The sequence below is a fragment of the Streptomyces sp. NPDC002730 genome (assembly GCF_042888805.1).
Taxonomy (GTDB): Bacteria; Actinomycetota; Actinomycetes; order Streptomycetales; family Streptomycetaceae; genus Streptomyces.
In genome coordinates this window covers 96,965-116,073 of record NZ_JBIAQG010000005.1, presented here as the reverse complement: position 1 = coordinate 116,073, position 19,109 = coordinate 96,965, and the positions used below count along the sequence as shown (strand labels likewise).

Annotated in this window: 21 protein-coding genes and 2 pseudogenes; 11 read left to right on the top strand and 12 right to left on the bottom strand. The window is 70.9% G+C overall.

The window, feature by feature from the left end; all coding sequences use genetic code 11:
- Positions 1–7: 7 nt before the first annotated feature.
- A complete protein-coding gene (locus ACFYXH_RS14185) occupies positions 8–403 on the top strand; it encodes an RNA-binding S4 domain-containing protein (RefSeq protein ID WP_389562448.1) in 396 nt (131 codons plus the stop codon).
- A 7-nt stretch (positions 404–410) separates the two neighbouring features.
- On the opposite strand, the gene ACFYXH_RS14180 is transcribed toward ACFYXH_RS14185, so the two are convergent.
- From ACFYXH_RS14180 to ACFYXH_RS14160, 5 genes and pseudogenes are all read right to left on the bottom strand, one after another.
- Positions 411–1,181 (bottom strand): hypothetical protein, encoded by a 771-nt coding sequence (locus tag ACFYXH_RS14180; protein WP_389562446.1) that lies wholly within the window; start codon positions 1,179–1,181, stop codon positions 411–413.
- Between the two features lie 2 nt (positions 1,182–1,183).
- Positions 1,184–1,909: a type IV toxin-antitoxin system AbiEi family antitoxin gene (locus ACFYXH_RS14175; protein ID WP_389562444.1), complete on the bottom strand. Its 726-nt coding sequence runs from the start codon at positions 1,907–1,909 to the stop codon at positions 1,184–1,186.
- A 169-nt stretch (positions 1,910–2,078) separates the two neighbouring features.
- The gene (locus ACFYXH_RS14170; RefSeq protein WP_389562442.1) at positions 2,079–2,669 is read right to left on the bottom strand and encodes an SAM-dependent methyltransferase; all 591 of its coding nucleotides are present in this window, start codon (positions 2,667–2,669) and stop codon (positions 2,079–2,081) included.
- A 50-nt stretch (positions 2,670–2,719) separates the two neighbouring features.
- On the bottom strand, positions 2,720–3,085 hold the full coding sequence (locus ACFYXH_RS14165; protein WP_389562440.1) for a hypothetical protein: 366 nt from the start codon (positions 3,083–3,085) through the stop codon (positions 2,720–2,722).
- Between the two features lie 14 nt (positions 3,086–3,099).
- Positions 3,100–3,813, bottom strand: a pseudogene (locus ACFYXH_RS14160) (transcriptional regulator); the annotation flags it as partial.
- Between ACFYXH_RS14160 and ACFYXH_RS14155 the strand changes: the two are divergent.
- Positions 3,801–4,448: pseudogene (locus tag ACFYXH_RS14155) on the top strand (protein kinase); the annotation flags it as partial. The pseudogenes ACFYXH_RS14160 and ACFYXH_RS14155 sit on opposite strands and share 13 nt — an antisense overlap.
- A gap of 162 nt (positions 4,449–4,610) precedes the next feature.
- Positions 4,611–5,450 (top strand): alpha/beta fold hydrolase, encoded by an 840-nt coding sequence (locus ACFYXH_RS14150; protein ID WP_389562438.1) that lies wholly within the window; start codon positions 4,611–4,613, stop codon positions 5,448–5,450.
- A 92-nt stretch (positions 5,451–5,542) separates the two neighbouring features.
- Here ACFYXH_RS14150 and ACFYXH_RS14145 read toward each other — a convergent pair whose 3' ends face one another.
- Together ACFYXH_RS14145 and ACFYXH_RS14140 are read right to left on the bottom strand one after the other, a co-directional pair.
- Positions 5,543–6,352 (bottom strand): MBL fold metallo-hydrolase, encoded by an 810-nt coding sequence (locus tag ACFYXH_RS14145; protein WP_389562436.1) that lies wholly within the window; start codon positions 6,350–6,352, stop codon positions 5,543–5,545.
- A gap of 132 nt (positions 6,353–6,484) precedes the next feature.
- Positions 6,485–6,670, bottom strand: coding sequence for a hypothetical protein (locus ACFYXH_RS14140; protein WP_389562434.1), 186 nt, complete (start codon positions 6,668–6,670; stop codon positions 6,485–6,487).
- A 128-nt stretch (positions 6,671–6,798) separates the two neighbouring features.
- On the opposite strand from ACFYXH_RS14140, the gene ACFYXH_RS14135 reads away from it, so the two are divergent.
- From ACFYXH_RS14135 to ACFYXH_RS14115, 5 genes are all read left to right on the top strand, one after another.
- The gene (locus tag ACFYXH_RS14135; protein ID WP_389562433.1) at positions 6,799–7,584 is read left to right on the top strand and encodes a TetR/AcrR family transcriptional regulator C-terminal domain-containing protein; all 786 of its coding nucleotides are present in this window, start codon (positions 6,799–6,801) and stop codon (positions 7,582–7,584) included.
- 104 nt (positions 7,585–7,688) lie between these two features.
- Entirely contained in the window at positions 7,689–8,708 is a 1,020-nt protein-coding gene (locus tag ACFYXH_RS14130) for an endonuclease/exonuclease/phosphatase family protein (RefSeq protein WP_389562431.1), read from the top strand.
- 66 nt (positions 8,709–8,774) lie between these two features.
- Positions 8,775–9,719 carry an NADP-dependent oxidoreductase gene (locus tag ACFYXH_RS14125; RefSeq protein WP_389562429.1) on the top strand — a complete coding sequence of 315 codons (945 nt, stop codon included), beginning with the start codon at positions 8,775–8,777 and terminating at the stop codon, positions 9,717–9,719.
- Between the two features lie 25 nt (positions 9,720–9,744).
- Positions 9,745–9,990 (top strand): DUF2630 family protein, encoded by a 246-nt coding sequence (locus tag ACFYXH_RS14120; RefSeq protein ID WP_389562427.1) that lies wholly within the window; start codon positions 9,745–9,747, stop codon positions 9,988–9,990.
- A gap of 79 nt (positions 9,991–10,069) precedes the next feature.
- Positions 10,070–12,040 carry an FUSC family protein gene (locus ACFYXH_RS14115; protein ID WP_389562425.1) on the top strand — a complete coding sequence of 657 codons (1,971 nt, stop codon included), beginning with the start codon at positions 10,070–10,072 and terminating at the stop codon, positions 12,038–12,040.
- A 249-nt stretch (positions 12,041–12,289) separates the two neighbouring features.
- Here ACFYXH_RS14115 and ACFYXH_RS14110 read toward each other — a convergent pair whose 3' ends face one another.
- Both ACFYXH_RS14110 and ACFYXH_RS14105 read right to left on the bottom strand, forming a co-directional pair.
- Complete coding sequence (locus tag ACFYXH_RS14110) at positions 12,290–13,645, bottom strand: flavin monoamine oxidase family protein (protein ID WP_389562424.1); 1,356 nt, start codon at positions 13,643–13,645, stop codon at positions 12,290–12,292.
- An 89-nt stretch (positions 13,646–13,734) separates the two neighbouring features.
- A complete protein-coding gene (locus ACFYXH_RS14105) occupies positions 13,735–14,604 on the bottom strand; it encodes a hypothetical protein (RefSeq protein WP_389562422.1) in 870 nt (289 codons plus the stop codon).
- 205 nt (positions 14,605–14,809) lie between these two features.
- Between ACFYXH_RS14105 and ACFYXH_RS14100 the strand changes: the two genes are divergently transcribed.
- Both ACFYXH_RS14100 and ACFYXH_RS14095 read left to right on the top strand, forming a co-directional pair.
- Positions 14,810–15,184 (top strand): hypothetical protein, encoded by a 375-nt coding sequence (locus tag ACFYXH_RS14100; RefSeq protein WP_389562420.1) that lies wholly within the window; start codon positions 14,810–14,812, stop codon positions 15,182–15,184.
- A 190-nt stretch (positions 15,185–15,374) separates the two neighbouring features.
- Positions 15,375–16,466: a MerR family transcriptional regulator gene (locus ACFYXH_RS14095; protein WP_389562419.1), complete on the top strand. Its 1,092-nt coding sequence runs from the start codon at positions 15,375–15,377 to the stop codon at positions 16,464–16,466.
- A gap of 196 nt (positions 16,467–16,662) precedes the next feature.
- On the opposite strand, the gene ACFYXH_RS14090 is transcribed toward ACFYXH_RS14095, so the two are convergent.
- Positions 16,663–17,115, bottom strand: a complete 453-nt coding sequence (locus ACFYXH_RS14090) for a universal stress protein (protein ID WP_389562417.1) — start codon at positions 17,113–17,115, stop codon at positions 16,663–16,665.
- A gap of 226 nt (positions 17,116–17,341) precedes the next feature.
- On the opposite strand from ACFYXH_RS14090, the gene ACFYXH_RS14085 reads away from it, so the two are divergent.
- Positions 17,342–17,476 (top strand): DUF6126 family protein, encoded by a 135-nt coding sequence (locus ACFYXH_RS14085; protein WP_362677602.1) that lies wholly within the window; start codon positions 17,342–17,344, stop codon positions 17,474–17,476.
- A 90-nt stretch (positions 17,477–17,566) separates the two neighbouring features.
- On the opposite strand, the gene ACFYXH_RS14080 is transcribed toward ACFYXH_RS14085, so the two are convergent.
- Together ACFYXH_RS14080 and ACFYXH_RS14075 are read right to left on the bottom strand one after the other, a co-directional pair.
- Positions 17,567–18,352 (bottom strand): hypothetical protein, encoded by a 786-nt coding sequence (locus ACFYXH_RS14080; protein ID WP_389562415.1) that lies wholly within the window; start codon positions 18,350–18,352, stop codon positions 17,567–17,569.
- Between the two features lie 47 nt (positions 18,353–18,399).
- Entirely contained in the window at positions 18,400–19,059 is a 660-nt protein-coding gene (locus tag ACFYXH_RS14075) for a hypothetical protein (RefSeq protein ID WP_389562414.1), read from the bottom strand.
- Positions 19,060–19,109 lie beyond the last annotated feature (50 nt).

Here is a 19,109-nt window from a genome sequence, read left to right as displayed (position 1 = left end):
TCGGTACATGGCTGCAGAGGTTTCGGACGAGGGCACCGTACGGGTCGACGCGTGGATCTGGTCGGTCCGGCTCACGAAGACCCGCTCCCAGGCGGCGTCGGCGTGCCGGGCCGGCCATGTCCGCGTGAACGGTGAACGAGTGAAGCCGGCGCACCTGGTGCGCTCCGGTGACCAGGTGCGGCTGTTCCACGCGGGCCGGGAGCGGCTGGTGGTCGTCTCGAAGATCATCCGCAAGCGGGTGGGCCCACCGGTGGCGGCCCAGTGCTACGTGGACAACAGCCCGCCGCCACCGCCGAGGGAGTTCGTGGCGCCGGTGGCGGTACGGGAGAGGGGCGCGGGCCGCCCGACAAAGCGAGACCGCCGCGAAATGGAACGCCTCCAGGGCGGGCTCCCGAAGCCGTAGGGTCTCCTCACGCCGGGGGCGGAGACAGGAACGCGAGCATGGCCTGGCCATCGGCTCGGGCGTCCTCGTCCTGTAGTTGACGCCAGGCGGCGTGGTACGGGTTGTGGAGCGCGTTCGCCAGGGCGAGCTTCTTGCGATCGCCCTTGTCGAGCTGGGCTCTGAGGTCCATCGGGTTCGCGGGCAGGGAAAGCAGAAACGCCAGGTCCCGGTAGTGGCGGTCCGGCGGAGCCGTCTTGATGCTCAGTGCGGCGGCCTTCGCGACGATCGCTCCCAGCAAGCCGGGGCGGCGAATGTGGCCGGTGCGCCGGCCGAGTTGAACGCGGACGGCCTCGGTCCGTTGCGCGGCCTGGCGACCACCGGGGACCTCCAGGGTGCGGCCCGGCGGGGTTGTCGTGAGATCTGCTCGAGGTCCGAGGTGGTCAGGAGCCAGGAGATCCACCACCAGCCGGCCCGGCTCTTCGCCGCGGTGGTAGCGGTGAAGCAGATTGTCCTGCGGGGACATGCCGGCAGGAACGAACCCGAGCCGCTCCAACGCGGCGACCAGGCGGCGCAGGCTCTGCTGGTCCGATTGCACATCGGCGAGCACGTCCAGGTCGGCGCTGGCCGCCGGCGGGGTCCGGCCGTGCTCCAGACCGTGTAGGAGGACCATCTGCCCACCGATCAGCGACCAGGCGCGCGGCACGTGCTCCGACAGGTCGAGCAGCACTCCCCACAACTCCACGAGCGCACCGGTGAACAGGTCCGAATCCAATCGGACATGCGGCAGAGCAGCGGTCACGATCACGCCTCCGGAGGTGATGCGTAGCGGGCCAGGAGGGGACGCAGCAGTGCGACCGCCGCCGCGTCGGCGCGGTCCTCCTGGATGTCCAGCAGATCCGCGGCTACCACTGAGGGCGGGGCATCCGCCCCCTTGACCGAGGTAAGGAACGGCCACATCTCGGCAGGGGGAATACGGACAACCAGGTTGCCGCGCTGGTGGTCCCGGAGCATTCCGAACGACTCCTCCAACTTGCCCAACTTGTCGGGGTGGGCATAGATCTCGGCGCGTCCAGGTGCCACATAGTCGGCGCCCACCTGCGCGGCAGCACTGACGCCGGCCCGCACCGCCTCCGGGTGATCCAGCACGGCCGCCAGCATGCCCGAGTGCACCCGGTACCGTCGCGTCTCGGCCCGGGCCTCAAGAAGTTCCCGCAGCCGCACGACAGGCAGACGCTCGTGGGCAGCCAAACTGCGCAGCCGCGCCACAATGCGGGACTTCTCCGCATCGGACAGACCCACGGGCCGGTGACCGGCAAGCAGGACCAGCAGACCCCAGGCGTTACGGGCCGACAACGGCCTCCCGGAACGGGCACCAGCATCCTTGCGATTCCGGACGCTGGCCCCGTCAACCAGCCAACGGCCGCCGATCCGCTCCCCCTGAAGCTTTCCGTCACGGAGCAGCTGGCGGACCCGGGAGTCATCCACATCCAGAGCTGCGGCCGCCTGGTGCACGGACAACAGATCCACAGCCCGCTCCTTTTCGTCTTCGCCTCCCGAAATCGGGAGAGAACACGCAACCAGTCTGGCCCCAGCTCCACCTTGCGTCAAGCATCCCGATATCAGGATAGAAGGCGCAAGGCTATTCCGGCGTGCCGGGCGCCTTGGTCCACCGCGGGTCCCCGGTGTCGGAGCTGCGTCATTGGGTGCATCGGGCCACGGTGTGCGCGATCGGCCCGATGAGCCCGGACCCGGACTCACCGACCATGTCCACGATCTCAAACCCTGCGCCCGACGCGTAGCGCTCCAGTTCGCGCGGGAATAGCACGCGCCGCCTGATCTCGTCCCCGGCCTCGTCGCCAGAGGCGAGCATCCAGTGCCTGTGCCTGGTGTTGATCTGTGTCCGTAGGTCCCACTCGTAGCCGATGGTGACCTTCGCCGGGCCGTCCGGAGTCTCGACAACGGCGCTGGTCGGCTCGGGGCGGATGACGGGCGATACGGGCGAGCAGAGCACCAGAAGTGCGCCGGGCCGAGCATGTGCGGCAAACGTGTTGAACACTCGGCTGATGTCGTCGTTGTCGTGCACGTAGGCCAGAGAGTTGCCGAGGCAGGTCACGGCTTCCACGCGTCGCCAGAGCCGAACAGTCCGCATGTCGCCGGTGCCGCATCCGAAGTCCACCAGCGTGGCCGCATCCGGCCGGTGGCGTTCAATCAGGGCCTGGCATGCCTCGGCGCTGCCGCTGTCCGACTGGATCACGTCATACAGCGCGGGTCTCTTCCCGATGCTCACGGGTGGGGTGTCCACTGGCTTCGGAAGGTTCTAGGAACGTTCCTAGGTGGTCAGCTGAGCGCCTTCTCGATGGCCTCGAAGATGTCGGCGTCGGTCTCCTGCTGCCAGGAGGGGAGGTCGGGCCAGTCCGCCACGTAGCCGGGCTTCGGGTTCTCGAAGTGCTTGAACATCTGGGCCGTCCAGCATGTTGCGACGAACCGACTCTTCTGTTCCCGAGACAATCTCGGCGTGTGGCCGTTGCTGATCTCGATGAATTGGCGGACCTGCTCGTAGACAGCTCCCGCCGCTTCGCGCTCCCACTGTGGGGTGTCGTCCCAGGGAGTGATGTATCCGGCTTTGGGCTCTCCGGGGAAGTGCTGCCTCACCCCGGCGATCCAGGTCTCGCGGAACAGTCGTGCGCCCTTTTCGTGCGACATGGGTACCCCTCCTGTCACGTCGTCTTCAGCGCGCTGATCTCAGCGTCCAGCGCCGCTACTCGCGCGTTGCGGCTGAGCGATCCGAACTCAGCTCTCAGGCCGTGGAGTCTACGAGCCAGGTAGCCCGACGAGGTTTCTTGGGCGAGTTTCAGGGCCTCGCGTCCGAAGGCGATGACGTGATCGGGGTCGTGTCGCTTCGCGCCGATCGCTGCGAGGTCAGTCAGGACGACTCCCCGGCGGCGGAATGAATGTCCTTCGGCGAGTGCGCCTTGCTTCAACGCGGACTGCAGGGCTTGCTCAGCCAGGTCAAGTCGGCCGAGCTGTACGTACCTGGCTCCTCGTTCCTCGGCCAACCGTGTCCCGTCGAAGCGCAGCCAGCCGCCGTTGTTGCTGCCTTCGGTCAGGTGCCGAACCTGTTCCGCCTCGTCCAGCGCAAGCTCGCACGCGGAGAGGTCCCCCATGCCCGCATGGGCCTCTGCCTGCACTGAAGCGACCCAGTGCCGGGTTGACAGCGAGCTGTCGCCTCGCCTCGCCACTTGCGCGGCGGCTGAGAGGGTGTCAGCGGCTTCGCGATAGCGGTGTTCATACACGTCCACATACGCATGCCTCACCAGTGCGCAAGCCCAGAGGTCGAAGGCGCCAGCGTCTTTGCTCGCTGAGGCAGCCACTGTGTAGGAGGCGGCGGCGTCGGTGAACCAGTTGCTGTCGAAAGCCAGCTCCCCGGCGAGTGGAGCGTGCTGTTCTTCACCGCCTCGGCTCTCAGGAGATCGCCTACGGCGAGTGGGAGCGAGGGACGTGGAACATCCAGCCATGGCACGAGGGTCCCGACCTGTACCGGCTGTGGGAACCATGCCGTGCCGAGGGCTCGTCGATCGAACCGCACACCAGCGTGGCCCTGGGCTGCGTCGAGGCCCTGGCCGAACTCCACGCCAAAGGCTGGGCCCACGGGGATGTGCAACCGGCTCACTTCATCGTCGGCCCGGAGCGGACGCACCTCATCGACCTCGCCCTGGCCCGTGGTGGGCACGTGCCTGAGGGGTACGACTTCCCGTTCCGCGGCTGCCTCGTCCACTACGAGGCACCGGAAATCTCACGCAGCGTGCTCGCCATCGGAGAGGCGGAACCGACGCAAGCCGCTGACATCTACGCCCTCGGCGCGTCCCTGCTCATCTCCGCCACAGGGTGGCGGGCGGTCGAGTACCCCGACGACGCACCGCGCCCTGTGCAGCGACAGGCAGTCGCGACCGGCAAGCGTCGGCCCGTGACCGTGCCCGGTGAGCTCGGCGGGTTGATCGAGGCGATGCTCAGCCCCGCGCCCGGGGAACGGCCAACCATCTACGAGGTGGGCAAGGCCCTGAGCTGAGCGTCCCGTCCCACTTCAGCCGGCCCGCGCCAGCCAGCAGATCCAGCGTGCGCTGGAAGCCAGCAAAACGATGAAAGACGACCAGGGGCTGTCTCTGCGGTCTTTGCTGGCGCGGGCACAAACTGCTTGCTGTGGTCGTCGCCGGTCCATGAGGATTGCGCCATGCCTACGCTCACCGCTGCCGACGGGACAGAACTCGCCTATCACGTCATGGGTGAAGGCGAGCCGCTGCTCTGCCTGCCGGGTGGACCGATGCGCGCGTCCGCTTACTTCGGAGAACTCGGTGGACTGTCGAGGCGGCGGCAGCTGGTCATGCTCGACCTGCGTGGCACCGGCGACTCTGGCATCCCCGGGGATCCGGCCACATACCGCTGTGACCGGCAGGTCGACGACGTCGAGGCCCTTCGAGATCACTTTGGGTGGGACAGTGTCGATGTTCTCGCGCACTCGGCGAGCGGCGATCTAGCCATCCTCTACGCGGCCCGATACCCGCAGCGCATCCGTACCCTCAGCTTGATCACAGCCCGCGCTCGCGCCCTCGGTGTCGACTTCACCGAAGAGCACCGGCGGGAGGTAGTCGCGTTGCGCGCGGGCGAGTCGTGGTTCGAGGCGGCCCGCGATGCCTATGAAGCCGTCTGGTTCGGATCCCCTACCGACGCCGACTTTGACGCTGCCGCCCCGTTCTTCTACGGCCGTTGGGACGCCGCGGCCCAGGCGCATGCCGCTGCCGACGTCGAGCAGACCAACGAGCTGGCAGCGGACGTCTACGCATCGTCCGGCGCCTTCGACCCCGCCGTAGCCCTCGCTGCCATCGCCTGCTTGGACGCGCCGGTGCTGGTACTCGCAGGTGAACTGGACAGCGGCCCGCGCCCCCGTGTCGCCGCTGACATCGCGAAGTTGTTTCCCCATGCTGAACTGGCCGTCCAGCCGGGTGCCGGCCACTTCCCATGGCTTGACGACCCAGTCTGCTTCACCCAGACCGTCGCGACCTTCCTCACCTGAGCCGCCGTCCGACAAGTCCGTGCCCGCCGCGGTGTACGCGGACGGTACGTGGCTGCCCAAGGACGGCGACCGGATCGGCCCGCGCGCCCGCATCAGTGCACACGACCGAGCCTTTCTGCGCCGAACTGCGCGAACTCGTGCGCGTCGTGCGACGAGAAGATCCGGATCAGTCTCGGGTCCGCACGCCGCAGCTCCCGCAGCCGCTCCAGTTGCGTCAGCCGCTCGGCGTGGTTCTCCGCGACCAGCCGCTGATGCAGCGCCGTCGCGCGCGGGCAGCGAGGCCGGCGCTGGTCGATCTCGCCGTGGAAGAAGTACGCGTCGCCCGCGTGCAGCAGCCACCGCGCCGGCTCCTGCACGGCCACCGCGCAGTGCCCCCGGGTGTGCCCCGGCAGCGGCACCATCAGGATGTCCGGCGAGCGCAGCACCCGTGCCGCGGCGAAGCCGTGCCAGTTGGAGTCCGCCGTGTCGTGGACGACCCACTGCGGACCGTGCGCCCACTGGGCCGGGACATAGCGACTGGAGTCGAGACGTGTCTCGCGGCGCATCGCCGCCCGGTACTCGTCGGCCATCACATGGACCCGCGCGTCGGGGAAGTCCGCGAGACCTCCGGCGTGGTCCTGGTCGAGATGGGTGATGACGATGTCCTGTACGTCGTACGGGTCGTAGCCCAGCGCCCGGATCTGGTGGACCGCCGTACGCGACAGATCAAGCGTCGGCCGCATGGTCCGCCGGAAGAACGGCCCGAGCCGCCGCGGGTCCGAGACATCCGCGGCGCCCAGACCCGTGTCGACCAGCACGAGGCCGCTGCCCGTCACCACCAGCAGGCAGTGGGCGACCAGTGGGGCGCCGCCGACCGGGTGCATCGGGGCGCAGTCGAGGTGGTGGACGATGGGCTGAGACATGCGAGGCTCCGGCTACGCGGGGAGGGGAAGGGTCGTCGCGAGGCCGAGCTGGGTGAGGATCGTCGCGGTGTCGAAGCAGACGCGCTCGCAGACCAGTTGCTCGTCCTCGAAGAGGGACATCGCCGGTATCCGTCAGCGTAAGGCGCGTCCGGCGGGCGGGAAGCCGTACAGCTCGCCGTTGTGCCCGTCGAAGAACTGGCCGGTGGCGAGGATCGCGTACCGCGGATGACTGAAGGTCCTCAGCGTGTCGCCGAACTCGTGCCGGTTCTCGCTCTCCCTGTGCTCGAGGACGAGAGCCTCACGCGCTTCCTTCGTCATCTTGCGGGCGCCCCCCAGGCCGGATATCCCGTACTTACGCCGTAAGTACGGGACCGAGCGAAGCACTTACGCTGTAAGTCGTCAAGGAGTACGGCAAGAGTCCGCGAAACCCACTCAGGAGCCCCCCGATGTCTGACGGAAGAACCCGTCAACAACCCACGGAGCGCGGCACATCGGCCCACCGGCCGTCATCCCGCGAGCCGTTGTCCCGCGAACGGATCGTCAGCGCCGCGCTCCGGATCATCGACAACGAGGGTGTGGACGCGCTCTCCATGCGCCGGATCGCCGCCACCCTCGGCGTCCAGGCGATGTCGCTCTACAACCATGTGGGCGGCAAGGCGGACGTACTCGACGGGGTCACGGAGTTCATCACCACGGACATGCAGCTGTCCCGGCGGTCCCCCGGCGGCTGGGAGGAAGGCATCCGCTCGGTCGCGTACGCCTTCCGTCGCTCGTCACTGCGTCACCCGCGCGCCTGCGAGCTGGTTCTCACCCGCCAGCTCTCCTCCCCCGGAGCGCTCCCGACGATCAACTGCGCGCTCTCCGTCCTGCTCGACCACGGCTTCGACGAGGCAGCCGCCGTGCATGCCCTGCGGCTGCTCATCGCCTTCCAGGTCGGCTCGCTGCTGCGGGAGTTCCATTCGCCCGGCTTCAAGGGGGAGGAGGAGTCGGACGTACGGGAGCGCGCGGCGTATCTCGAGGGCTCGGGCTTCGCGGCGGTGGCGAAGCTCGCGCCGAAGCTGGCGGTGATCGACCACGAGGCGGAGTTCACCTTCGGGCTCGAGCTGCTGATCAACGCGCTGCGCCAGTACGCCCCCGAGCAGCCCAGGAAGCTCGAGCAGCCCAGGAAGCTCGAGCAGTCCAGGAAGTCCGAGCAGTCCAGGAAGTCGGAGCGACCCGAGGTCCCCAGGTGACTTGCGGCGAATCGCCGCGACAGCCGCAACAAAGTCGCCGAGACTGACGTCCTTGATGAGTGGAGTGACTCGACCGTCGGAACATCCCGCGCCCGGAGGCCGGTTTGGACAGCGCCATCTCGACGGCGGCTCCGGCCGCCGAGCCGGACGCCCCCTTCCGCCCCTCCGGCGCACGGCGCGCCGCCGCGTGGCTGGCGGCCCTGCTGCTGATCGTTCCGAGCGCGGTGGCCGGCTGCCGCGTCGCGGACACCGACGGCATCACCCCGGTGCCGCAGCTGCTCGCCTTCCTGCCCTGGCTGCTGCTGCCGGCCGGGGCCGCCCTGCTGCTGGCCCTCCTCGCGCGGTGGCGCACCGGCATGGTCTGGGCGGCCGCGGTGCTCGCCGTCACCGGCTGGTTCGTCAGGCCGTACGACACCGGGCTGACCGACGATCCGCCGGGGCCCGTCGTCGCCCGCCTCGAAGTGCTCACGTCCAACGTCGAGTTCGGCAACGCCACCGAGGGACTGCTGGCCGCCGTCCGCCGCGAGCGGCCCGACCTGGTGTTCGTCCAGGAATGCGATCCCAGCTGCACGGACGCGCTCGCGGCGAGGGTCTCCCGCGGCGACTATCCGTACCGCAAGGTCGTCGAGGGCTACGCGGCCAGTGGCTCGGCCATCCTCAGCAAGCTCCCGCTGCGCGCCGCTCCGGGCGTCGACGGCACGCTCGCCATGCCCGGTGCGGTCGCCGTCGTCGGCGACCGCACCGTGAACCTCCAGCTCGCCCACCCGCTGCCGCCCATCCCCAGCGGCGTCGCCGACTGGCAGCGGGAGCTCGGCCTGCTGCGTACGTACGCCGCCGGGGTGAAGGGACGGCCGGCCCTCGTCGCCGGTGACTTCAACGCCACCCAGGACCACGCCACCTTCCGCCGGATCCTCGACGCCGGAGATCTGCGCGACAGCGCCACCCTCGTGGGCGCGGCCCGCACCCCGTCCTGGCCGTCCGCCGTCCGCCGGCCGCTGGGCGCCCAGATCGACCATGTGCTGATCAGCGAGGACTTCTCGGTGGGCAAGGCCCGCTTCCTGGACCTGGCCGACACCGACCACCGGTCGCTGCTCGTCCAGCTCGAACTGCACGACGTGCGCTGATCGGCCGCCCGGGTGAGAGTGGGGACGTGGTGATACCGGGGGGCCGTCCATCAGGAGGCGTTCCCGATGCGCGCTGTCGCCGTCAAGGCGTTCAAGGCCGAGCCCGAACTGATCCAGATTCCCAAGCCGGAGCCCGGCGTGGGCGAGGTGCTGGTGAAGGTCGAGTACGCGGCGCTCAACCCGTACGACTGGCAGGCCGCCGACGGAATGCTTCAGGGCCGGGCACAGCATGTGTTCCCGCTGGTCATGGGCGTGGACTTCGCGGGCAAGGTGGATGTCGTGGGCCCCGGCGACAGTCGTTTCCGGGTGGGCGACGCCGTCTTCGGGCAGGCCGCGCGCCCGCCCGTCGGGACCGGGACGTACGCGGAGTACGTGACCATGCCGCAGGACGCCCCCATCGCCTTCGTACCGGACGGACTGCCGATGAAGACCGCGGCGCTGCTGCCCACCTCCGGGATGACCGCCGCGCAGATCCTTGAGGCGGTGGGCGTAGGGGTCGGGCAGAGCCTCCTGGTCGTCGGCGCGGCGGGCGGCGTCGGCAGCTATCTGACGCAATTGGCCGCGGCGTGTGGCGTACGGGTGCTGGCGGCTGTGCGCGGCGACGAACAGCGGCGGATGAGCGCGCTCGGTGCCACCGTCACCGTCGACACCACCGCGCACGATCTGGCGGCCGCGGTACGGGACGCGTGCCCGGACGGCGTCGACGCCCTGGTCGACCTGGGCTCCGGCGACCCGGCCTCCTTCGCCGCGAACGCCGCCTTCGTACGTCCCGGAGGCCGGGCCCTCACCACTCGTTTCGCCGCCGGACCCGCGCGGCTCCCGGCCGGTGTCGAGGGCGCCGACTTCCGGCTGAACGCCTCGGCGGCGCTGCTCGACATCCTCGCCGCGGCAGTCGCCGACGGTTCACTGAAGGCGCCGGTCGACGCCGAATTCCCGCTCGAGAAGGCTCCGGAAGCGCTCGCGCAGAGTCGGGCGGGCGGCGCGCGCGGCAAGACCGTCTTCGTCCTCTGAGACTCGTCCTCCGAGAGCAGGTGTCATGGACAACGACCAGATACTCGGCAGCATCGCCGCACTCGTCGCGGAGGAACGCTCCCTGCGCGAGCGCTCCGGCCGGCAGCTCGGTCTCGACGCCGACGAACAGGCCAGGCTGCACGCCATCGAGGTCAAGCTCGACCAGTGCTGGGACCTGTTGCGCCGGCGCCGCGCCAAATCGGAGTTCGGCGACGACCCGGACACGGCCAGGGTCCGGCCCGCCGACGAGGTGGAGGACTACCGCGGCTGACCGCCCGGCCCGGCCGCCGTGCAGAGGCCCGGCCATCGTGCGGAAGAGTTGCGCCGGACGGCCTCTTCGGGGTCTTTTGATGACCATGGGCGAAGACAAGGGCGGGCCAGGGACGCGGGCGGGTCGGCTGACGCCGCCCGACTGGCTGCTGAAGGGCCTGCTGCCGCAGACCGCGCCCATACCCTGGGCCGCCGTCGCCCGCGCCGCCGTCGCGCTGTCCGCGCCGCTCGCGGTCGGGCTCGCCGCCGGGCAGCCCATGTACGGCGCGCTGGTGTCGATGGGCGCACTCTCGGGCGTCATCGGCGACACCGCCGACTCCTACCGGATGCGCATCTTCAACATCGCCGTCCCGCAGCTCTTCGGCGCGGTCGGCGTCACCCTCGGCACCCTCGTGTACGGAGAGGGCTGGCTCGCGGTTGTCGCGCTGACCTTCGTCGCGCTGGTCTCCGGGATGATCTCGTCGATCGGCGCGGTGGCGTCCGTGTCCGGGCTGCTGCTTCTGCTCAACGCGGTGGTGGGCGCCGGGCTGCCGATGCCGGAGCCGTGGTGGAAGCCCCCGCTGCTGCTGAGCCTCGGCGGGCTCTTCGTCCTTGTACTGACGCTGCTGGCCTGGCCGTTGCGCGGCCGGGAGCCGGAACGGGCCGCGGTCGCCGCGGCCTACGAAAGCGTCGCCGAACTCTTCGCGACGGCGGGCACCGCGGCGTACGACGAAAAGCGCCAGGCCGTCACCCAGTCACTCAACGCCTCCTACGACCTGATCCTTGCCCGCCGGGCCCGGGACCACGGGCGCAGCAGCCCGATGGTTCGGCTGCTCGCCCAGCTCAATGCGCTCATCCCGCTGGTCGAGGGCGGCGCGGCGGCGCATCGGTACGGCCGGGCCTCCCGGCGGCCCGAAATCGCCGCCGCCGTAAGGGATTTGGCGGACGCGGTCGCCGAGGGCCGCAGCGAGGCCCCGGAGCTGGTGCTGCCCGAGCCGGAGGGCCCGGCCGACCGCGCTGTCGACGCCGCGCTGCGGTACGCGGCCGCCGTCGTGCACAAGACCGACGCCGACCCGTACAACGTGGACGACCGGCTGGGCCGGCCCGCGGCGCTGCGCGTCCGGGCCCGGCGTGCGGCCCGCAATGTGCTGCTCTCCGAGCCGTCCTGGCGGTACGGGCTGCGGCTCGCGCTCTGCATCGGGCTGGCCCAGTCCCTGGTGTCCCTGGTGCCCGTGTCCCGCTCGTACTGGGTCGGGCTCACCGTCACCTTCGTCCTCAAGCCGGACTTCGGCTCGGTCTTCTCCCGCGCGGTGCTGCGCGCGCTCGGCACGGCGGCGGGCCTGGTCACCGCGGCGGCGGTGCTCTCACAGGTGCCGCGCGGCTGGTGGGACGTACCGGTGATGATGGTGCTCGCGGCGCTCATCCCCGCGTTCTCCGCGAAGGGGTACGCCTTCCAGACGGCAGCCATCACACCCGTGATCCTGCTGCTCTCCGACGTCCTCAACCACCAGGGCTTCAACCTCGTCGTGCCGCGCCTGGTGGACAGCCTCATCGGCTGCGCGATCGCGCTGGTGGCGGGCTATCTCCTCTGGCCGGAGAGCTGGCACACCCGGATCGGCGACCGGCTGGCGACGGCGGTGGAGGACACCGCGCGCTATGTGGGGCGCGCGTTCGGGGCGGACGAGGATCAGGGGGAGAGGGTGCGCAGGCGCCGCCGGATCTATCGCGATCTGTCGTCCGTACGGTCGGAGTTCCAGCGGGCCCTGACCGAACCGCCGCCGGTGGGGGCGCGGGCGGCGGCGTGGTGGCCGCTGGTCGTCGCGGTCGAACGGATCGTGGACGCGACGACGGCGGCGCGGGTCCGGGTCGACCACGGGGCGGAGCCGCCGACGCCGGTCGAGGTGGCGGCCATCGAGCATCAGCTGCAGGAGCTGTCGGAGGGGCTGCGGTCGAACGTGGTCCTGGTGGAGGTGCGGGCGGAACTGGAGGGCGACGAGCAGGGGGTGCTGGCGCCGCTGCGTCAGGAGGTGAAGGCGGCGAGGGCGATCGCCTCACCCGAGCGGCCCGCCTGACCCGAGGCCAAGGCCTGGGGCCGGCACCTTGAGCGTCGCCGACACCCTCTTGCCGGGTCCGGTCCGTGCGGCGGACCCAGCCGTCTGCCAACGCGGCGATCGGAGCCGGCCCATGCCCGGTCTCCTCGTGGAGCGCGGCGGCCCAACACGACGACGGCATTCCCGCTGCGGACGACATCATCCTGCTCGGCAGTCCCGGCACCGGCGCCGACAAGCCCGGCGCCGACAAGCCCGGCGCCGGGCGCGCGATCAGAGGGCTGCCAGCACCTCGTCGGCCGCCCGCTCGCCCGAGCGCACGGCCCCCTCCATCAGCCCGTGCATCAGCGTTGCCGTCTCCGTGCTCGCCCAGTGGATCCGGCCCACCGGCCGGCGCAGTGCCGGGCCGTAGTTGGTCAGTACGCCCGTGGGGAAGTAGCCCACCATCCCGCCCAGCGACCACGGCTCGGCGGACCAGTCGGTTTCCAAGTAGCCACTGGGGGTGTGAGCCTGCGGGCCGAACCGCTCGGCGAGCGCGTTCAGCCACACGTCCCGCCGCTCCTTGGGCTCCAGGCGGCCCAACTGCACGGCGCCGGGTCCGAACGCGTAGCTGCTGAGCACCCCCGGCCGGCCCGAGCGCGGCGTCTGGTCGATGGTGACCGCGACCGGTGACTGGGGTGCCAGCGTCTGTCCCGACAGGTGCTGCTCCCGCCAGAACGGCTCCGGGTATGTGGTGAGCACCCGGATGATCGCGCCGGGCGCCAGCCGCTGCCGCAGATGGCTGTGGTCGGGGGGCAGCGGCGGGTCGAAGGCGATCCGGCCGGCCAGCACGGGCGGGGTCGCCACGATCACCCGCCGCGCCCGCACGGTGAGCGCGTCGGAGTGGACCTGCACATCGGTGCCGTTGTACGTGATCTGCCGCACCGGGGACGACAGGTGCACCGCCTCACCCAGCCGCTCGGCGATCCGCCGGGCCAGCTCCGGCGCCCCGCCGTCCACCAGGTGGGTCTCGGTCTTCCGGCTGTCGGTGTAGTAGTTGAAGCTGCCGCCGCCACGGGCCAGGACCAGCGCCCCCAGCAGCGAAACTTCCGCCGGATCGGCGCAGAACAGCAGGTTCATCGATGACGTGAGAAGGATGCGGGCCTTGTCCGACGGCACGTTGTGCGGCTGGGAGATCCACTCCCCGAGCGTGCGGGCGTCCAGCCTGCGGGCGCCCCGGGCCTGCCAGGGCGCGTCGGCCGGAAGCCGCCGCGCCATCTGGTTCAGGCGCATGAACGCGAGGCCCAAGGAGGCGACCGCCACCGGTCCGATCTTGGGGATCAACCCCCGGTAGCGGTGGTTGACGCCGTTCAGGCGCAGGACCTGATCCCCCTGCTCGTACTGGGGGTACACCTCCATGCCCAGCTCCCGGCAGAGCTGGAACATCCGGTCCTGGCCCTTGCCCAGCCAGGTGCCGCCCGCCGAGACGACCGTGCCGTCCGGCATCTCCCGGTTCCACACTCGCCCACCGACCCGGTCCCGGGCCTCGAGCACCACCACGTCGCGGCCGGCGTGTGCCAGTTCCCGCGCGGCGGCCAGACCCGCGAAACCCGCACCTACCACGCACACGTCCGCTTCCAGGCGTTCCATGGCTCACCTCCAGCCTGCAGTTTTCCCGCCCGCGGCTTGTCGCGCCCGGCGTGGACACCCATCCGAGGACCCTGGCGGGCCCGATGGGCTCAGGCCGCTCGTGCCACTCGTGCCGCCCGTGCCGCTCGGGCGGGGCGGCGGCGGTCCGCCAGCCAGGCCGCCAGCGCCAGCGCGAGCCCGGCCGCCAGGACCCACCACGCCGCCGTGCGCAGCGTCGCCGTCAGCGCGTCGTACACCGCGGCCGCCGCCGGGCGGTCCACATCCGGCGGCAGATCGTCGAGGGCGAGCCCGCGCCAGACCGAGACCGCGATGCGCAGCAGCACCGCGCCCGCCGCGAGCGCGAGGCCGAGTCCGACGAGGGCGCGCATTCTGCGTACGGCGAGAAGCACCCCGCCCGCTGCGATCAGCACCGTCGCCAACGGCAGCCACAGCCCGGCGATCCGCAGCCCGTGGAAGACGTCGCGCACCGTGCCGAGTTTGCCCGACTCCAGGATCGTGATCCGGGTGTGCTCGACGGGGATCTGGTCCACGAACGGCACGTTCTCGTCGGCGAGCTGTTGCTTCACCCGCTCGGTGACGGGCGCCAGATCGATGCTGACCGCACTGTCGCCGCCCTCGGCCAGAGCGTCTTCGACGGCGGTGTGGGCGGCGCGGTTGACGGTGTTCCAGACGGTCTTGAAGGCGGCGGTGCCGGCGAAGGAGAGCACGGCGTCCCGCACCAGGCTCTCGACGCTCTCCTGGAACGGGTAGGCGTCGATCCTCTTCTTGACCTCGTCGGTGATCCGGACGGCGACGGCGTTCTGCACACGGGAGTCCGAGGCGAGAGGCTCCATCGTGGCGACGTAGCTGTCGGTGTCGCCGATCTCCCGGTCGACCCAGACGGCGAGCGCGCTCAGCGGAGTCAGGACGGCGACGAGGACGATCAGCAGCGCTGACGCCGTTGAGAGGAAGCTCCGCACTCCTCAAGGGAACGCGGGCGGCGGCGCGGGCGCGAGCGGTGCGCCGCCGACCGGGGGCCGGAGGTTCAGCGCCTTCCGGCCCGGTCCGCCGAATGGGCCCGCCGACCCGGTCCGCCGAATCCGGGGCGGTCTTCCGACTTGCCAGGCGGCAGGTGCGGGTGTGCTCTGAGAGGAGGACGCGGGGGACGAGAGGGAAGGAGCTCTCATGGCCGCACATGCAGCGGTGCCCGCACGGCACCACGGTTCTCTCGGCTGGGCGATGCCCGCCACCCTGGGCGTGGTCTACGGCTTCTACGCGGCGTTCGTCCAGCGCAACGGCGGGGCCATCACGGGCGGTGACGTCGTACTCGGCGTGGTCGCCGGCGTGGCCTTCGCGGCGCTCGCGTACACGCTGGGCAGGTTCCAGCAGTCGCTCCCGCGCGAACTGCGCGCAGCCGCGTACGGGGCGCTGTGCGCCGTATCCATGGGCTACCTGATCAGCCTCGCCGGGGGGAGTGTGCTCAGGTCGTCGGCCATCGCGCTGGCGATCGGCGCGGGGGTGGCCATCACCGCCTTCTACATCTTCTACGAGCGGGAGTAGGACCGGCAGAACCCCAGTCCTCTTACCTCCTATCCCGTCCTTGCTGCGCGCCGCGCGGCCGTCGGCTCAGATCCGGCGGCCGCGCGGCGCGTGTGTGCTGTCTACCGTGAGCCTCTGCCTTGACCTTCTCCCTCGGGGAAGCCCCAGCATCGGTGGGGCCGGGCGAAGTGCCTGGTACGAGGAGGAAAGCATGGGATTGCTGACGATCGGGGCGTTCGCCCGCGCTTCCCGGCTGTCCGCGAAGGCGCTGCGCCGTTATGACGAGCTGGGGCTGCTGCCGCCGGCCCGCGTCGACTCGTTCACCGGATACCGGTACTACGACGAGACGCAGCTGGAGCGGGCCCGGCTGGTGGCGTGGCTGCGGCGGATCGGGATGCCGCTGGCCCGAGTCCGGGACGTCTGCGACCTGTGCGCGTCGGACACGGCCGCGGCCGCCCGGGACATCCGGGCGTACTGGGCACAGGTGGAGGCGGAGACCTCCGCGCGGCGTGATCTGGCGGCCTTCCTCGTCGACCAGCTGTCAGGGAAGGACACCGACACGATGTCTCAGCTCAGCACGCCTCTGGGGATCCGCTACGCCGCACGGTCGGACCGCGGCCTCGTCCGGGAGACCAACCAGGATGCCGCGTACGCCGGTTCCCGGGTGTTTGCCGTCGCCGACGGCTTCGGGGACGAGGGCGCGCCCGCCAGTGCGGCGGCGATCGATGCGCTCAAGCCCCTGGAGTCCGGGGGGCCGGAGGCCGGGGGGCCCGCGTCCTCCCGGGTCGGAGATCTGCTCAACGCCCTTGAGGACGCCGTCCATCGGGCCAACGCCGCCGTGAACGGCTTCGCCGACTCCGGTACGACGCTGACCGCGATGGTGTGGACCGGCTCGCAGCTGGCGCTCGTCCATATCGGCGACACTCGCGCCTATCTGCTGCGCGACGGTGAGTTCTTCCAGATCACGCACGACCACACCGTCGTGCAGTCGATGGTCGATGAGGGCGGCCTCAGCCCCGAGGAGGCGGCATCCCACCCTCAGCGGGCGATGCTGCTGCGGGCGCTGGACGGGAGTGAAGGGCTCGCCCGTCCCGATCTGAAGCTGCACGAGGCGCGCGCCGGCGATCGTTATCTCCTCTGCTCCGACGGCCTGTTCACGGCGGTGCGGGACGAGGATGTGCGGCGGACCGTCGGCGTGATCGCCGACCCGGACGAGGCCGTCCGCGAACTGGTGGCGCTCGCCCACGGCGCGGGCGGCCCCGACAACGTCGCCTGTGTCGTCGCCGATGTGGTGGCGCTGTGACGGCGGTCGCCGCCGCCCTCCATCTCACTCTGAACCAGCTGCGGGCCCGGCGGTTCGAGGGTGAGGCGGCGGCGCACTGTCTCGCCCGTGCGGCTCGCGGTCCTCGTCGGAGCGGTCGTCGAAGCCGCCGGTCGACCGGACGAGAGGGGCGGTAGCGCGAGGCCCGGACTCCGGCCCGTGCCGCGGCTCCCCGGCCTCAGTCCGTCCCGGAGTCCGGCTCGCCCCGCACCACGACCACCGAGCACGGCGCGTGCTGGGTGACGTGCAGGCCGACCGAGCCGAGCAGCGTCGCCTTGAAGCCGCTGTAGCCGCGGTGGCCGACCACCAGCAGCGAGGCGCCGTCGGCCTGTTCGATCAGGGCCTGTGCGGCGTTCCCGATCATGACCTTCTGGGTGATGGCGGCGGCCCTCTCCGCGCCGAGGGTCTCCTTCAGCGAGTCGGCGAGGATCTGGGTCGCCAGTGCCTCCGGGTCGAAATCCGGGGACACGCCGGGCACCATCGACGCCCAGCCCGCCGCCGGGTACTCCCAGCTGATCACGGCCTCGACCGGGTCGCCGGTCAGCTCGGACTGCCGTACGGCCCAGCGCAGCGCCCTGATCGACGGCGCGGAGCCGTCCACGCCCACGACGATCCTGCCCGCGTCTGCCATACCTGCCACCTCCGGTACGTAGCCCTGTGTAAAGCCTACGCAAAATCAGACAAACTGTGTCAGCGATGAGGGGCCGTTCGGCGCACGGGCGGGCACTCCGACAGCTGCGCCGGCAGGCGCACCCGCGGTCATCAGTCCGGCGAGCTCGCGCCCCCCGCCCTCTATTCCGGGTGCTCGTACCCTGGTACGGGGACCACTCGAGGTACCGACCGGCTGGAGGACTGCGGTGAGCGAGAGCGAGAGCGAAAGCTGGAAGGAGCGGGGCGTCGCTCTGCGTGTCTTCGTCTATGTCTTCGCCACTCACCTCTTCGCCGGCTTCGTGTGGATCCTCTTCTACGTGGGGGAGCACGCGCAGAAGTGAGCCGGGGTGACGGCGAGCAGCACCCCGTGCCTGGGCTTTCTGTTCGTGGTCGGCACCGTGCGGCTGCCGGGCAGTCCGGCTCGGCTCGGCTCAGCTCCGCCCCGTCGCGCTCGTGAACAGCTGCTGGAAGGCGTCCGCCGAGTCCTGGCCCGACCGCCCGAACGGAGCGTCGAAGTCCCAGACCAGGAAGAGGAGAAACGCGATCAGGGCGCTGAACAGCCCGGCGAGCAGCAGTTCCCGCGGTGTGCCGCCGATCTGCAGCGCGAAGATCAGGCCGACCGTGACCAGCGCCCCCGTGATCAGGCCGAACCACACGACGCCCGGCAGTGTCTCCCCGGCGTTCTGCGCGCGGGCGTTGCGCGCGTCGTCGGCAATGGCGATCTGATCGATGAGCGGCTGGTACGCCTGCGCCTCCAGCTCATTGGCCGGCTTCCGCTCGGCGATGTCCGCGCGTACGACGCCGAGCAGCTCCGCGCCCCGGCCGGAGAGCTCGTTGTTGTCGATCATCCGCGGCCATTCCTGGTCGACGACATGGGAGACGTAACGGTCGATGTCGCTGCGGAGCTTGTCCTGCACGCCGGCCGGATAGACCTGCGCCCGCTGAGTGATCTCGTGCAGCGCCTGTGCCTCGCGGCGTACGTCGTCCTGCGCGGCGCCGCGCGCCTCCCAGACGCCCGCGATGGCCAGACCGAGCACGATCGCGTACACGACGCCGACCATCATCGTCATGTACTCGAGGACGTCGGGGGTTTCGGCGGGATCGTTCTCCTCCGTGTCCTCGGCCTTGCTGAGCCTGCGCTGCCTGAGCACCGTGATGACAAGGACGACGGCGCAGGCGGCGGCCATCGCGCCGGTCAGGACCAGCCATTCCGACATGAGGGTTCTCCGATCGGGTGGGGGGCGAGGGCGAAGGCGGTGCGTGGTCAGGCGCGGCCGCTCCGGGACGCGGCGGACCGTGAGCGGGGCCGTAGCACCGCTGCCGCGAGCACGGCCGGAGTGGTGATCACCAGAATCAGGATCACCAGCGGCGTCTTGGTGGCGGCCCGTTTTCCGGCCGCCCGGCGGTGGTTGCGTACGGCGAGGGCGCGCGGCCGCTCGGGCCCCCTACCGGCGACGGGAGCGCGCGGGGGTGCGGAAGACGTCTTGGGTGCGGGCTCCGGGGGCTGCGGCGCCGGAGGCAGTGCCGCGGTCGGCGCCGGAGGGGGCGGTGGCGTCGAGGGCGGCGGGGGCACGACCGGACGCGTCACGGTCGGGCCGGGCGCGGGCGGCTCCGGTTCGGGCGGCGGCGGTGTACTGGTCGGTGGAGTGCCGGGCGGTGAGGGTGCCGGCGGCACGGGCGGTGAGGGTGCCGGCGGCACGGGTGGTGGGGGTGTCGGCGGAACGGTCGGAGTCGGTGTCGGGGCCGGCGTGCAGTCGTCGAAGTAGATCGACACCGATACGGACACCGATATCGATACGGACACCGACACATCGGTCACACCCGGCACCTGGTCGGCGATCCCGGCCCCGACCCCGACCCCGATCCCCTGCGAGCCGAGAATCGCTGCGATCCCCAGTGCGCTCAACTGTCCATATCCCGCCACAGGGGCACGTTATGTCCGCGAAGCCCGGACCGGCGCCCAGTTTCACCCGT